Origin of the sequence: Acinetobacter sp. AR_0276, from assembly GCF_003000705.1 — a bacterium.
In the GTDB taxonomy this organism is placed as follows: Bacteria; Pseudomonadota; Gammaproteobacteria; order Pseudomonadales; family Moraxellaceae; genus Acinetobacter; species Acinetobacter nosocomialis.
Window position 1 is genome coordinate 1095781 of the sequence record NZ_PSQO01000004.1, and the last position, 14344, is coordinate 1110124.

Consider the following 14344-nt stretch of genomic DNA (forward strand, 5'->3'; position numbering starts at 1 on the left):
ATCAAGAATTATCAACAACCCCTTATGTCTTCACTCTTTTGAATAACTGTGAAAATTCGTACAAAGGAAGCCCTACCACATTACTATAACTTCCTTGAATTTTGGGAATATATTGCGAAGCAATTCCTTGAATTGCATATGCACCGGCCTTCCCTACAGGTTCACCTGTGGCCCAATAATCTTCCATATCTTGCGCAGTCATTGATGCAAACTCAACTTGAGTTTGCACTACTTGACTCAAGATTTGCTGGTGTGTCGCAATACAAATTCCGGAAAACACATCATGCCAACGGCCAGATAATTGTTTCCAGATTTCAAAGGCATGCTGTTTTGAGTCAGGTTTACCAATAATCTGACCATCAAGCCCAAGACTTGTATCGGCAGCAATAACCACGGCATCTGGAAAAATATTTAATACAGCTTGCGCTTTTTCTCTTGCTAAACGTTCAACATATTGATGAACCAGCTCACCATCATGAATAGATTCATCAATATCAGGGCTATAAATTTCAAAATTTAAGCCCAACTGTTGCAACAATTCTCTACGACGCGGAGAACTGGAAGCTAAAACTAAATGCGCCATTTTGCTAAACAATAATAAACAACAGGCCAAGTTAAGATGCTTGTTATTAATGGTTGCCAATGACGAGCAATCGAAAAATGAATGCCCCCCATCGTTTGGGTTACCCACATAAATGCCAAGTGAGCAATAATCACTAAAATGGCAATCGTCCATAAATTAACGAAAGTTAAAATCCGACGTTCACGTATTAAAAAGCGGGTAACAAAGGTAACAATAACAAAACTTAAGGCATTTAAGCCCAAAGGTGCATCAAGCAAAAGGTCTGTAAAAATTCCCATGCCAAATGCAAACCACACCCCACACCATGTTGGTTGGCAAACGACCCAAAACAACATGATCATAAGCATGAAAAATGGACGCCAGCCAGAAATATCGTAGGAAAGTGGGTAAACCATGAGCACAGAACCCACGATAACGGAGAGAATAATTCCCCATAGTGGATCTTTACGCTTCTCACGTTTCAGTTTAGCGATCGGCATAAGGTTGCTCCTTCGCTAATGAGTCAGAGAAAAGCACAACCACGTGATGTCCTGTTGCAAGCTGAGCAGCTGGAGTAATATCAATTTCAGCAAACTCACCTGAATTATGACGACGGATTTTAGCAACCGTACCCACTGCATAACCTGCCGGGAAATGCTCACCTAAGCCAGAACTCAATACTTTATCGCCAACCTGAATATTTGCACTAGTTGGAACATATTCCATTTTCAAGCGACCTAAATCACCAGTTCCCGAAACAATCGCACGCATACCTGTACGCTCTAAACGAACAGAGAGTGAATGCTCTTTGTCTGAAAGTAACATTACACGTGAACTATGAGGGTACACATTAATGATTTGCCCCATAATCCCTTTATCATCCAGAACCGTTTGACCAACCTTGAGGTGATCCATTGAACCACGGTTAATAATGATGATATGACGTAGCGGATCGGCATCTGTTCCAATCACTTCGGCAATTTCCATACGACCATCAATAATTAATGGCGTATCAAGTAAACCGCGTAATCGGGTATTTTCAGCAGATAATTCAGATAGTTTCTGCAAACGAACCTGAGCCTGTAACAACTCAGCCTGCATTGCAGTGTTTTCACGGCGCAGTTGTGTTTCAGATTTAGTTTGTTGATTCAGCCATTCTCTCGACAGTACCGGATAGCTTGCAAGCGCATAAATTGGATTATATGCAGCGTACAAGACATCCCTTGCTGGCTGAATTACATAAGGCATGCGCCAATCAAAGAACAGCACAACCAAGCATGTAATGACCGCAATAATGAACGAGCGGAAAGATGGCGGCTGTCTTGAAAAAATATTCGGTTGCACCGCCTAATCCTTAAACTTAACCGACGAAAAGCATGTCATGGTTCGGGTTGTCGAAGAATTCCAATACCTTACCACCACCACGAGTCACGCAAGTAAGAGGATCTTCAGCAACAACAACTGGTAAACCAGTTTCTTGCGCTAACAATTTGTCGAGGTTACGAAGTAACGCACCACCACCTGTCAACACAATACCGCGCTCAGCAATATCAGAAGAAAGTTCAGGAGGAGTTTGTTCAAGAGCAGATTTCACCGCACTTACAATGCTTTGTAATGGGTCAGAAATCGCTTGAGTAATTTCATCAGAAGTTACAGTAATCGCACGAGGTACACCTTCTGCAAGGTTACGGCCACGTACTTCAATTTCTAATGTCGTACCATCAGAAACAGCCATACCTACTTCTTTCTTAATAATTTCAGCTGTGGTTTCACCAATTACGCAACCGTGAGCTTTACGAACATAATTAATGATTTGCTCATCAAATACATCGCCACCAATACGTAAAGAATCGGCATAGACACAACCTTGCAATGAAATAATTGCAATTTCAGTTGTACCACCACCAACATCCACAACCATAGAACCACATGCTTGTTCAACTGGCATGCCAGCACCAATTGCAGCAGCCATTGGCTCTTCAATTAAGCGTACATCACGTGCACCAGCATTAAATACGGCTTCACGAATTGCACGGCGCTCGACCAAAGTTGATTTACATGGTACACATACAACTACACGAGGTGCAGGTGGGAACAAACGTTTTTCGTGAACTTTACCAATGAACTGATTCAACATGGTTTCAGTCACTTCAAAATCTGCAATTACACCGTCTTTCATTGGACGAATTGCAGAAATATTCGCAGGTGTACGGCCTAACATTTGCTTAGCATCTAGCCCTACAGCAGCAACAATTTTTTGTGAACCACTGTGACGAATTGCCACAACTGTTGGTTCATTTAATATAATGCCGCGGCCTGGTGCATAAATAAGTGTATTTGCTGTACCTAAATCAATGGCTAGATCCGGCGAAAACAAGCCAATTAGTCGTTTTAGAATCACGGTTCGTTCTCAGTTAAACTTTCATGTGGATGCAAGGTGGCAACTTTAAACTAAATGTGATGATTTGAACAAGTCAATCGCTTATTATAACGCACGATATTTTGAAAATTTTTAATACTGATTAGGTGATGTTATGTCTACATCGGATGCACAGCATTCAGCAGATTTAAATGCACAAACAGTTTCAGCAATCGCCAATCTTGCTCGATTGTCGCTCAATGATACGCAATCTGCTGAATATGCTCAAAGTCTAAATAAAATTTTAGGCATGATGGAAACCTTAAAAGGCATTGATACGGAAGGCGTAGAACCTTTAAAGAGTCCTTTTGACAATCCTCAACCTTTACGTGCTGATGTGGTAACTGAAAGCAATCATCGAGATGAATACCAAGCAGTTGCGCCTGCAACTCAAGATGGTTTGTATCTTGTTCCTCGCGTGATTGAATAACTTTTACTCAATTAACCCATCTTCCCTATTTTGAATGTAAAGAAATTTTACTCATGACTGATTTACATCGCTTATCAATTCGCGAACTTGCTGAAGGCTTAAGCCAAGCGAAGTTTTCGTCTCGCGAACTGACTGAACACTATTTAAAACGTATTGCTAAAATTGACCCACTGGTAAAAAGCTATGTGACGGTTACACCTGAGCAAGCACTTGCTGAAGCCGACGCAGCCGATGCAGCTTTAAAAGCGGGTAATGCAACAGCTTTAACGGGTATTCCACTTGCTCACAAAGATATCTTTTGTACCAAAGGCATTAAAACCACTGCTGGTTCAAAAATATTAGATAATTTTATTTCTCCTTACGATGCAACTGTTGTTGAAAAAACTAAAGCAGCTGGTCTTGTCACTTTAGGTAAAGTGAACATGGATGAGTTTGCGATGGGTTCAACTTCTGAAAGCTCATATGTAGGCGCAACAAGCAACCCTTGGGCACTTGACCATGTACCTGGTGGTTCATCAGGTGGCTCGGCTGCGGCTGTAGCTGCTGATTTAGCACCATTTGCTACAGGTACCGATACAGGTGGCTCAATTCGTCAACCTGCGTCTTTCTGTGGCTTAACAGGCTTAAAACCAACCTATGGTCGTGTTTCTCGCTTCGGTATCATTGCTTATGCATCATCTTTAGACCAAGCGGGTCCAATGGCACGCTCTGCTGAAGACTGTGCTTACCTCATGAATGTAATTGCAGGTCATGATGCAAAAGACTCAACTTCGGTTAAAAAAGAAGTTGATGACTACGTTGCAAACTTAAATGGCACATCCGTAAAAGGTTTACGTATTGGTATTCCTAAACAGTACTTTAACGTTGCAGGTTTAGATGCCGACGTAAAAGCACGTGTTGAAGAGTCTTTGAAAAAGCTTAAAGAAATGGGTGCAACACTTGTTGAGATTGACCTCAACATGACTGAAGCTTATGTACCAACGTACTACCTCATCGCGCCAGCAGAAGCATCATCTAACTTGTCACGTTATGATGGCGTTCGTTACGGCTACCGCTGTGAAAATCCAGCAGACTTGATGGATCTTTATAAGCGTTCTCGTTCAGAAGGTTTCGGTCCAGAAGTTCAACGTCGTATCCTTATTGGTACATACGCGCTTTCTGCAGGTTATTACGATGCTTATTATGTGAAAGCACAGAAAGTACGTCGTTTAATTCAACAAGACTTTTTAAAAGCCTTTGAAAATGTAGATGTGATTGCAGCTCCTTCTGCGCCAACAACTGCATATAAAATCGGTGCGAACTTAAGTCCAACTGAAATGTATTTAGGCGATATCTATACACTTGCAGTGAACTTGGCAGGCTTACCAGCCATTAATGCTCCTGTTGGTTTTGACAAAGATAACTTACCAGTCGGTCTACAGTTAATCGGTAACTACTGGTCAGAATCACAATTGTTGTCAATTGTTCATCAATACCAACAAAACACCGATTTCCATATTCAACGTGCGGCAATTGCTGAGGAGAATGCATAATGGCTGAAGCTCAAAAGTTGAAATTGATTGACGGTTGGGAAGTCGTTATTGGTATTGAGATTCACACTCAGCTTGCAACCAATTCTAAAATTTTCTCTGGTTCATCGACTGAGTTTGGTCAAGACCCAAATACACAAGCAAGCCTTGTAGACTTGGCAATGCCGGGTGTACTTCCAGTTTTAAATGAAAAAGTGGTTGATCTTGCAATTCGTTTTGGTCTTGGTATCGATGCTTACATCGACCAAGCATCTGTGTTTGCACGTAAGAACTACTTCTACCCTGACTCACCAAAAGGCTATCAAATTAGCCAAATGGATAATCCGATTGTGGGCTTGGGTCACATCGACATTCAACTTGAAGATGGTACGACTAAACGTATTGGCGTAACTCGTGCTCACCTTGAAGAAGATGCGGGTAAATCTGTACACGACCAATTTGAAGGTATGTCTGGCATTGACTTAAACCGTGCCGGAACACCTTTGCTTGAAATCGTTTCTGAGCCAGACATGCGTTCAGTTGAAGAAGCGGTTGCTTATATCAAAGCCATTCACACATTAGTACGTTGGTTAGGTATTTCTGACGGTAACATGGCTGAAGGCTCATTCCGTGCGGACTGTAACGTGTCTTTACGTCGTCCGGGACAACCGTTTGGCACACGCTGTGAGCTTAAAAACCTCAACTCATTCCGTTTCATTGAGCAAGCGATCAATGTGGAAATTGAACGCCAAATGGAAATTTTGGAATGGGGCGGCGAAATTGATCAAGAAACTCGTTTGTTCGATCCAAATAAAATGGAAACGCGTTCTATGCGTTCTAAAGAAGAAGCGAATGATTACCGCTACTTCCCTGATCCAGACTTGTTACCAGTAATTATTCCAGATGAGCAAATTGAGGCCATCAAAGCAACTATGCCTGAGTTGCCAGCAGCACGCCGTGCACGCTTTATTGCAGACTTTGGTGTAACTGAATACGATGCACACGTACTTACGCTCTCACGCGAAATGGCGGACTTCTATGAGGCTGTTGTGGCTGCGGCTGGTGGTGCGAAGCAAGGTAAAATTGCTGCAAACTGGGTAATGGGTGAATTCTCTGGTGCTTTAAACAAAGCAGGCCTAGATTTGGCTGACTCACCTGTTTCTGCTGAACAGCTTGGCGGCATGATTGCACGTATTGTTGACAATACCATTAGCGGTAAGATTGCTAAACAAGTCTTTGGTTTTATGTGGGAATCGGAAGGTAAATCTGCCGATGACATTATTGCGGAAAAAGGCTTAAAGCAAGAAACCGATACTGGTGCAATTGAAGCAATCATTAAAGAAGTACTTGCAGCCAATGAAAAAATGGTTGAAGAGTACAAGTCTGGTAAAGAGAAAGCCTTTAATGGTCTTGTTGGTCAAGTCATGAAAGCATCTAAGGGTAAAGCCAACCCTGCGCAAGTCAATGAATTAATGAAAAAATTGATTGGTTAAATCAATCTAATTTAAAAAAACCCGCTTTAGAGCGGGTTTTTATTTATTTTGAAATGCAATGAATCCACAATAATTTTTAAGCTAAAACTATGCTGAACAAGTTACTCATGATAAATAAATTACTTATTACGACCTCTTTATTGTTAATAAACTCGACACTTTTTGCTCAAACGGTTCAAGTCCCAAAGAGTGAAGTAGCATCTATTTTTAAAGCTGCAAATTTCAAAAAAACAAAACATGGCTGGAAAGGTAACTGTGATACTGGTGAAATTATTATTTATAAAGATTTAAATGGTGATGGTCATAAAGATGCAGTTATTCAAGATAGTAGCAGTATGTGTTATGGCAATACAGGGGTTGGCTACTATATTGTTTCACAGCAAAAAGACGGTCAATGGAAAAAACTCTTTAGCAACTCTGGCCTTCCCACCTTTTTGAAAACTAAAGGCAAAGATGGCTGGCCTGATATTGAAAATGGGGGACCAGGCTTCTGTTCTGCTATTTATCGATGGAATGGTCAAGAATACGTTGTAAACCGTCATGAATATGAAGGTAAAGCTTGTGAGTTATAAAAAGTAGATCCCATAAATTTAAAAGCCTCGATTTATCGAGGCTTTTTTTATATCACTTACGAAACACTCTTCGACTAAAGAATGAGCTTTTTCCTAAAAATCACACTACCGTTATGCTAATTTAAATTAAAAATAGAAATCACTTATATTTTAAAAAGAGGGATAAATCATGTCTAAAAAGATTTTAATGTTAGTCGGTGACTATGCTGAAGACTATGAAACTATGGTTCCATTTCAGTTCTTAACAGGTTTAGGTTATACCGTGCATGCTGTTTGCCCGAATAAAAAGAACGGTGACCATATTGCGACAGCTATTCATGATTTTGAAGGCGAACAAACTTATAGCGAAAAACGTGGCCACAACTTCGCGATTAACTATGATTTTGATGCCGTTAATACCGAAGACTATGTAGGCCTAGTCATTCCGGGTGGTCGTGCACCAGAATATTTACGTATGAATGATCGCGTTATCGAAATTGTACGTGAGTTCGATCGAGTGAAAAAACCAATTGCAGCCGTATGCCATGGCGCTCAGTTACTCGCTGCAGCAGATGTATTAAAAGACCGCCTCTGCTCAGCTTATCCAGCATGTGCGGCCGAAGTAAAACTCGCAGGTGGGCAATATGCAGATATTGCTGTGACTGAAGCCGTTACAGATGGGCATTTGGTGACTGCACCTGCTTGGCCTGCCCATCCAGCTTGGTTAGCTCAATTTGTGAAAGTATTAGGCGCTACGATTACGATCTAAATAAATCACTTTATCCCGAATACAATAAAGCCTGCACTTAAATAGCAGGCTTTATTGTTAAAATAGAAAACTAGATTTTTATCTTGTAATTCCCAGCTTATTCCAAATCTCTGGTGTTAAAAACGTTGTCACCAATTTGTTTAGGTCAATATAGCGTAATGTGCCCTGCAACTGTTGTTTAACGGCTGGGTCTTTAACAATATCTTCACCCGCACTTTGACCTAACTGTTGGAAAGCTTCTCCAACTGCCTTCACACCTTCTGCTTTAATCACGGCCTTTGTTTGAGCAGAACATTGCTCTACAATTATCCGCTGTAAAACTTGAGCCAGTTTTTGGTCTAACTGATCTTTTTGCTCAGGCGTTACATTACTAAATGCTTTTAAATCTGGATGAGCCGCTAAAGCGGTAAATGTCCATTGAAGCACCGTGGTTTTATCTGAAGCTGTCGTTGCTTTAACCAAACAATCACTGAGCTGATCGACCGTTGGACCAGCCATCGTAATTTGTGTTGCACCCAGTACAGCCGCCGCCACACATATTGAACGGCTCAGGTGTGAAAACTTACGGCGAGCAATAGCGTAAAGATGACGTGACATAGGTCTAGCTCCAATAAATAATCTGTTCTTTTTATCACAGAGTCACTAACGTTACCTGTTATGACTCTGTAACCACAAAATACTTATTTCACCACAGACTCTATTCGATCAAGCTCCCACACTCCACCTGCTGCCAAGCCTTTACACATGCCTGTCCACATATCTTTCGTGTGTACAAAACTCTTACCATCCCATACCCACTCTTCACTTGCCCAGCAATCTCCAATGCCTCTTCCCTTTTGAGCACTACTAATCAAACCGCTATCAAAATCTGAAGCTGTCTCAGTCACAAAAGTCGCTTTACCGTTTAAAGACTCATCTAGTACCCAAGCACCATACCCTTCGTTATAAGCACCTCTCCAACACAAGGTAGTCGCCAAAACTTTCTTATTGGTTAATTTATATAGTTCAATTTCTTGTGGTTCAGCTCCATCACTATTCCCACCATAAACGCCTTCACAAAAGCCGTCTTCTTTCGGATTCGGCTTAGCTGCCATCAAACTACGGTATATTGCTTGGTACTGTTTACTTTTTGGCTGTAAAGTTAAGTAAGGTTTGGTTGAAGTACGAATACGCTTCACAACTAGTTTTGGCTCAGGCATAAGCACTTGATTTTCATTGGTACTGCCCTTTTTGACTAAAGCCCCAACCGTTCCGATACGCTTCTGAAAATCATCCATCTTTAATAATACGGCAGTCATTCCAGCATCGGAAATTTTCCATTTATGCTGCGCATTTTTAAATACTATTTCAGTCTTCTGTTTGGACTGCTGTAGTAGAGCATTGACTTGCGAACCGTTTAGCTTACCCATAATTGGCAACTCAGTGCCATCTACAGACACAAGCCCTAAATCTTTGCCATTGATATAAAAATGGATATTTTTAAGCTGCTTTGCAGGTATGCTTTGTTCATAGTCAGACAAAGCAAACTCAACTTGTACAGGTTGTTTTGGCCCTGCTTTACGCGTTACTAAAATTGAAGCTGGATTATCACCATTGTCTTCATTTTGATAGCCAGCAGCCTTACAAGTACCTGTATTACTACAATAGATTTCCCACTCTTGATGAGAAAATGAAATGCCTTTAATGTCTTGAGCAAAACTATAAGAACTTATTGCCGCTAAGCAGCAAATTGAAAGTATATTTTTCATTTTCCATATCTCTATAAGTCTGTTTTTATTATGAAGTTAAAAACAGTATTCAATTTTGAATTACCTTATAGTTTAAAAGAATATGTTAGATTTATATAAGATTTTAAATTGATTACTTTCTAAAAATGAAAAAATTAAATTCTTTTTTATGGGCATCATTAGTCAGCCTAAATTCAACTGTTTATGCAGAAGTAAAAAACTTTACTCCTCATTTTCCCCAATTTTATAGCTCTGCTGCAACCCGCAAAGCAGATAATCAATTCTATAAGCTTGGAGAAGCAAATTTTTTAAACGGCGTTGCAGTCCCTTTTTATGGTGTAACGGCACAGAACCCAATAGAAGATGGTTTACTTAAAAATTTTGAAAAATGCACGCTTAAAAGCTGTAGCTTTAATTTTAATCTTGATGCTCAACATGCCAAGCAACTCAAGCTTCTTGCATTACCTGAAACAGGTTTAGTACTTGTTCCAAGAAATTGGCAAGATGTACAAGCAAATGCAGGTGCAAATGGAACTGGTTTTGCTTTAGCAATGAGTCCAGATCAAAAACAAGCGATAGAACTTTATGACTCTTCTTTTTGCGTTGGGTGTGGATTACCAAATGCAACGCTGTATTTTCCTGAACTGTTAAAAGAAAGTGTTGAAAATGAGTTTGGCGGATTCAAAGACCCTAAAAAACTCATTAACATCGTTCATCCCTCTAAAAAAATGGCTTTTTTTAGCTACCAAATTCCACAAGTGAACAATAAAACGCATGGTGTTGCCAAGTATGATGATGAAGACACATTTAACTATAAAGAGATTCAAGTCACCTTAGATAAATCTCAGCAGTCTTTGGTTGGTCCTATCCTTAATTTTTATAATGCAACACACTAATTCAATCCTTATAAAAAAACCCGCTTTCGCGGGTTTACTTTTATTTATGCAATATAGACTCAAAAGCTTTTAAACGCTTATAAATCGAAAGTAACTCAATAATAGTTTTCCATGAACTAATTAAATATTGGAATGAATCTCTTACGCGACCAAACACATTTGCAATTTGTTGAATTAAACCTAATGTGAGTTTACCAGCGGCTATAGATGGGAAAAGAACAACCAAGTTATACAATATATCAAGTTGTCCATACCAAATCGCCGTCATATTGAAATAGGCATAATGAAAGTAAAGTCTAAAATAATTTTTACGTACATTACTAAATAACTCACGTAAGGTAGCAGGTTTTGCACGATCAGCATGATCTTCGCCATAAACCAATTCTTTACGGTAAGCTGCTTCTACTTTTTGATTGTTAAATTGTAGACCTGGCAATTTAATACCAACAACCATTAATAAAATGGTACCAAAAATTGACCATACTATTGCAGCCCATACCAAAGAGTGATCTAACTCACCAACAATTGGTAAAACAGTAACGTGTTTAGAAAGTTGAAATAAAATAGGTAAGAAAGCAATCAATGTAATAACAGCTTTTACCAACTCTACCCCTAAATCTTCCAAAATAGTTGCAAAACGCATGGTATCTTCTTGTACACGCTGTGAAGCACCTTCAATATGGCGGAGCTTTTCCCAATGTTCCGTATAGTATTCATTCATTGCCGTACGCCAACGGAATACATAATGACTGGTGAAAAAAGCATTAATCACAGCTAAAGTCACAGCGACCATTGCAATATAAAGAAAAACTAGGGTTTCACTATATAGTGCAGAGAGATCCCCCCCACCACTAGAAAGCATTTTTTGAATTAAGTCCCAAAATGGTACATACCATGCATTAATGGCAACACTGGACTGAACAGCAAACCAAATATTAAATAGAATAAATGCCGATCCCCAGATAGACCAACGCTGCCACGGATTATTAGAAACAATTTTCCAAAAACCGGCAAAAATTGCTGTTGAGATAAAGAACCAGAGATAAAACCATAAGAAAGCAGGTGACCAGAAGCGACTTACGCCAACAGGCAATTCAGCATCTGCATAACCATGGGGAAAGCCTACATACTGCCCCCAGTGTTCTCCCCCTGTATACCAGAGCACCATATTTAGCGCGAGCCAAATAACTACAGATATAAAAAAATACCGTGGAGACGGAAAAAATGATTTGAACATTGAGTGTTGTTATCCCTATATTTCTTCAAATTTGCAATGAGGAGAATACTAAAACCTAAACCTTAAAATTGTGAAGGCCAAAGTTTAGAGAATTGTCAGTTTTTCCCGTTTCATTGAAGGATTTGATCGTTTTTTTGTAAATTCATCCTTGTTGCAATTTAATCCGTTTAAATTGCTTTGCATATGACTCCCTTAAGAGCCATATACAGCTTTTATATCATAGCAATATGGGTGTTTAAATCTCTTCTTTACGAACAATATAGCCTTCAAGCTGCATAGCCTGAATTAAAGGTTCCAGATCTGGAGCACTTTTTAACTCAACATCGACACTTACTGCACTTTCTTTTGCACGGCTTGTGGCGGCAAAGCGTTCATGGCGCAGTTCATAAATATTACCTCCCTGCTCAGCAATAATTGCTGTTAAACGCGCTAAAGCCCCCGGATTATCTGGTAATTCAACACGAATACGAACCATACGCCCCGTACGCGTTAAGTGACGCTGTAATACAGAAACCATTACACGTGTATCAATATTGCCCCCAGATAACACCACGCCGACTTTATGACCTAAAAATAGATCTGGTCGAGACATAATCGCAGCGATACCTGTCGCCCCTGCTCCCTCGCACACTGTTTTTTCAATGTTAAGCAACAGCGCAATCGCTTCTTCAATCATGTCTTCAGTGACTACCACAATATCATCAACATATTCTTTAGCCACTTGGGTCGTAAGCTCACCCGGAGTTTTAACCGCAATACCTTCAGCTACGGTTGAACCTAATGAAACCGCAATTTGATAGTTACAAAGCAATTTCGCCATGCTTGGGTAAACAACCGACTGAACCCCGATTATCTTAATTTTAGGATTTATCGATTTTGCCGCAATCGCAATACCTGAAATGAGACCACCACCGCCAATAGGGACCACCAATATGTCCAAGTCAGGTACGGCACCTAGCATTTCAAGTGCAATGGTGCCTTGACCAGCAATAATTTCAGCATCGTCAAAAGGATGAATAATAGTTAATGATTCTTCTTGGGCAACACGGTGCATTTCAGCAGCAGCTTCTGAAAAGTCTTGTCCATGCAAAATAACCCGTGCACCGTATTCACGTACACGTTGTACCTTTACATTCGGTGTTGATTTAGGCATGACAATGGTTGCAGTTACACCCGTACGCTGAGCATGATAAGCAACGCCTTGTGCATGGTTACCGGCTGAAGCAGCGATTACACCATGTTGCTTTTCTTGCTCAGATAAACTTAAAAGCTTATTTAATGCGCCCCGTTCTTTAAAAGAAGCCGTAAATTGTAGATTTTCAAATTTCAGCCACATTTCTGCCCCTAAAGTTTTAGAAATGGTTTCTGAAAAAACAAAAGGCGTTTTAACCACTAAACCATCTAAACGCTCTGCAGCGGCATGTATATCTTCTAATGTTGGAAACTCATGTTTTAGCTGTTGCTGAATCATCTAATTAATCGGCCTCAATATGTTACAAATCAATTATTTTTTTGAAAATAGCATGAATTTCTCATATCTGTCATGAGTAGTTTTCAGCATAACTCCACTATACAAAAATTTTTGTCAGTACATACAAATCTTTTATTTTTCAATAAAAAAGCCCTTCTCGGGCTTTTATTTAATTTTCATATACTTGCTTTTAATTTATTTTGACTGAGCGCTTAATCCATCGGTAGAGAGATTCTGTTCAGCTATTTTTTCATCAATCGCAAACTGAATATCTGACAGTTTTGCATTTGCTGCCTCAACACCAGCTCGCATAGTAGCTTCACGGCCTTTTACATCAAAAATATGCGCTTTTTCTCTTAAATCCGGTTGAATCACGACATCTGCATATTGAAGTTCTTCAGCAGCTAAACGTCCTTGCATAATATTAATATTTTGGTTAAACAGCCCCCATACATTCGAGGTTTCCGTATAGATCGGTTGAGCCAGAATATCTACAGCAATAATGACATCTGCACCTAAGTCTCGTGCTACTTCAACAGGAACCGGACTGACTAAACCGCCATCTACATATTCAGATTTACCAATTTTAGTGGGTATAAACATACTTGGAATTGAAGCAGATGCTCTAACAGCTTGCCCAGTATTGCCGTAGTTAAATACTGTTTTGGTACCATGCTTAAGCTCTGTTGCGACCACATACATCGGAATTTTCATTTTTTCGAGTGGTAAATTATTTACTTGCTGATTTACATAGTCTTCAACTTTTTTGCCGTCAAAAAAACCTTTTAAACCAATACTGATATCACGAACGTCACCCGCTTTCATTTTTAATGCGGTATCACGCAGTTCATCAGGTGTTTTTCCACTGGCATAAATTGCCCCAACAATACTACCTGCACTAGTTCCTACAATAAAATCAGGACGAATACCATGTTGCTCTAAAACTTCAATAACACCAATATGTGCATAACCTCGAGCACCTCCACTACCTAACACCAATGCGACAACTGGTTTTTTATGCTGCTTCTTAAGCTGTGCAAAAGGTTGGTCGACAAAACGTGAATATGCCTCTGCCGTTTGTGGTTTTAAGGCAGATAAGTGTGAGGTGGTCTGGCACCCAGCCAACACCATAGAAAGTCCGAGAACCCACAATTTAAGCTGTTTCATGGCCCATCTTTGCACTATGACATTAATTTCCGAATTGCAATTTTAGTTGCTCGTTTTGTGAAAAGCTGTAGTGAATTTATTTAATTTGTCATGTTTAAATTTTATACTCAAGTG

Annotated in this window: 15 protein-coding genes; 6 read left to right on the plus strand and 9 right to left on the minus strand. The window is 39.8% G+C overall.

Annotation, left to right across the window (positions count from 1 at the left end; translation table 11 throughout):
- Positions 1-22 precede the first annotated feature (22 nt).
- From CSB87_RS05975 to CSB87_RS05990, 4 genes are read right to left on the minus strand one after another with little or no spacing between them, the layout of a single operon-like run.
- Entirely contained in the window at positions 23-583 is a 561-nt protein-coding gene (locus CSB87_RS05975) for a Maf-like protein (RefSeq protein ID WP_031953270.1), read from the minus strand.
- Positions 571-1062 carry a rod shape-determining protein MreD gene (gene mreD, locus CSB87_RS05980; protein WP_106105050.1) on the minus strand — a complete coding sequence of 164 codons (492 nt, stop codon included), beginning with the start codon at positions 1060-1062 and terminating at the stop codon, positions 571-573. The genes CSB87_RS05975 and mreD overlap by 13 nt, the downstream gene beginning before the upstream one ends.
- Positions 1049-1906 carry a rod shape-determining protein MreC gene (gene mreC, locus CSB87_RS05985; protein ID WP_002051136.1) on the minus strand — a complete coding sequence of 286 codons (858 nt, stop codon included), beginning with the start codon at positions 1904-1906 and terminating at the stop codon, positions 1049-1051. Before mreC ends, mreD begins: the two co-directional genes overlap by 14 nt.
- Positions 1907-1922: 16 nt before the next feature.
- Entirely contained in the window at positions 1923-2963 is a 1041-nt protein-coding gene (locus CSB87_RS05990; protein WP_000601379.1) for a rod shape-determining protein, read from the minus strand.
- Positions 2964-3096: 133 nt separating this feature from the next.
- Between CSB87_RS05990 and gatC the strand changes: the two genes are divergently transcribed.
- From gatC to CSB87_RS06015, 5 genes are all read left to right on the plus strand, one after another.
- Complete coding sequence (gene gatC / locus CSB87_RS05995) at positions 3097-3411, plus strand: Asp-tRNA(Asn)/Glu-tRNA(Gln) amidotransferase subunit GatC (protein ID WP_000107699.1); 315 nt, start codon at positions 3097-3099, stop codon at positions 3409-3411.
- A gap of 53 nt (positions 3412-3464) precedes the next feature.
- Positions 3465-4943 carry an Asp-tRNA(Asn)/Glu-tRNA(Gln) amidotransferase subunit GatA gene (gatA, locus tag CSB87_RS06000; protein WP_031953273.1) on the plus strand — a complete coding sequence of 493 codons (1479 nt, stop codon included), beginning with the start codon at positions 3465-3467 and terminating at the stop codon, positions 4941-4943.
- Complete coding sequence (gene gatB / locus CSB87_RS06005; RefSeq protein WP_004712122.1) at positions 4943-6412, plus strand: Asp-tRNA(Asn)/Glu-tRNA(Gln) amidotransferase subunit GatB; 1470 nt, start codon at positions 4943-4945, stop codon at positions 6410-6412. The genes gatA and gatB overlap by 1 nt, the downstream gene beginning before the upstream one ends.
- Positions 6413-6519: 107 nt before the next feature.
- Positions 6520-6984, plus strand: coding sequence for a hypothetical protein (locus CSB87_RS06010; RefSeq protein WP_031953275.1), 465 nt, complete (start codon positions 6520-6522; stop codon positions 6982-6984).
- 169 nt (positions 6985-7153) lie between these two features.
- Complete coding sequence (locus CSB87_RS06015) at positions 7154-7732, plus strand: DJ-1/PfpI family protein (protein WP_031953276.1); 579 nt, start codon at positions 7154-7156, stop codon at positions 7730-7732.
- Positions 7733-7810: 78 nt separating this feature from the next.
- Here CSB87_RS06015 and CSB87_RS06020 read toward each other — a convergent pair whose 3' ends face one another.
- Positions 7811-8329, minus strand: a complete 519-nt coding sequence (locus CSB87_RS06020; protein ID WP_004885404.1) for a hypothetical protein — start codon at positions 8327-8329, stop codon at positions 7811-7813.
- A gap of 83 nt (positions 8330-8412) precedes the next feature.
- Positions 8413-9480, minus strand: coding sequence for a DUF1176 domain-containing protein (locus CSB87_RS06025; RefSeq protein WP_002051185.1), 1068 nt, complete (start codon positions 9478-9480; stop codon positions 8413-8415).
- Positions 9481-9605: 125 nt separating this feature from the next.
- Here CSB87_RS06025 and CSB87_RS06030 point away from each other — a divergent pair, with 125 nt between their 5' ends.
- The gene (locus tag CSB87_RS06030; protein ID WP_031953277.1) at positions 9606-10355 is read left to right on the plus strand and encodes a DUF4850 domain-containing protein; all 750 of its coding nucleotides are present in this window, start codon (positions 9606-9608) and stop codon (positions 10353-10355) included.
- A 40-nt stretch (positions 10356-10395) separates the two neighbouring features.
- On the opposite strand, the gene sbmA is transcribed toward CSB87_RS06030, so the two are convergent.
- The 3 genes from sbmA to CSB87_RS06045 all read right to left on the minus strand — a co-directional run bounded on the left by sbmA (position 10396) and on the right by CSB87_RS06045 (position 14230).
- Entirely contained in the window at positions 10396-11592 is a 1197-nt protein-coding gene (gene sbmA / locus CSB87_RS06035; RefSeq protein ID WP_031953279.1) for a peptide antibiotic transporter SbmA, read from the minus strand.
- Positions 11593-11827: 235 nt separating this feature from the next.
- The gene (locus CSB87_RS06040; RefSeq protein ID WP_017393874.1) at positions 11828-13063 is read right to left on the minus strand and encodes a threonine ammonia-lyase; all 1236 of its coding nucleotides are present in this window, start codon (positions 13061-13063) and stop codon (positions 11828-11830) included.
- A 195-nt stretch (positions 13064-13258) separates the two neighbouring features.
- Positions 13259-14230, minus strand: a complete 972-nt coding sequence (locus tag CSB87_RS06045; protein ID WP_022575712.1) for a patatin-like phospholipase family protein — start codon at positions 14228-14230, stop codon at positions 13259-13261.
- Between the last annotated feature and the right edge of the window lie 114 nt (positions 14231-14344).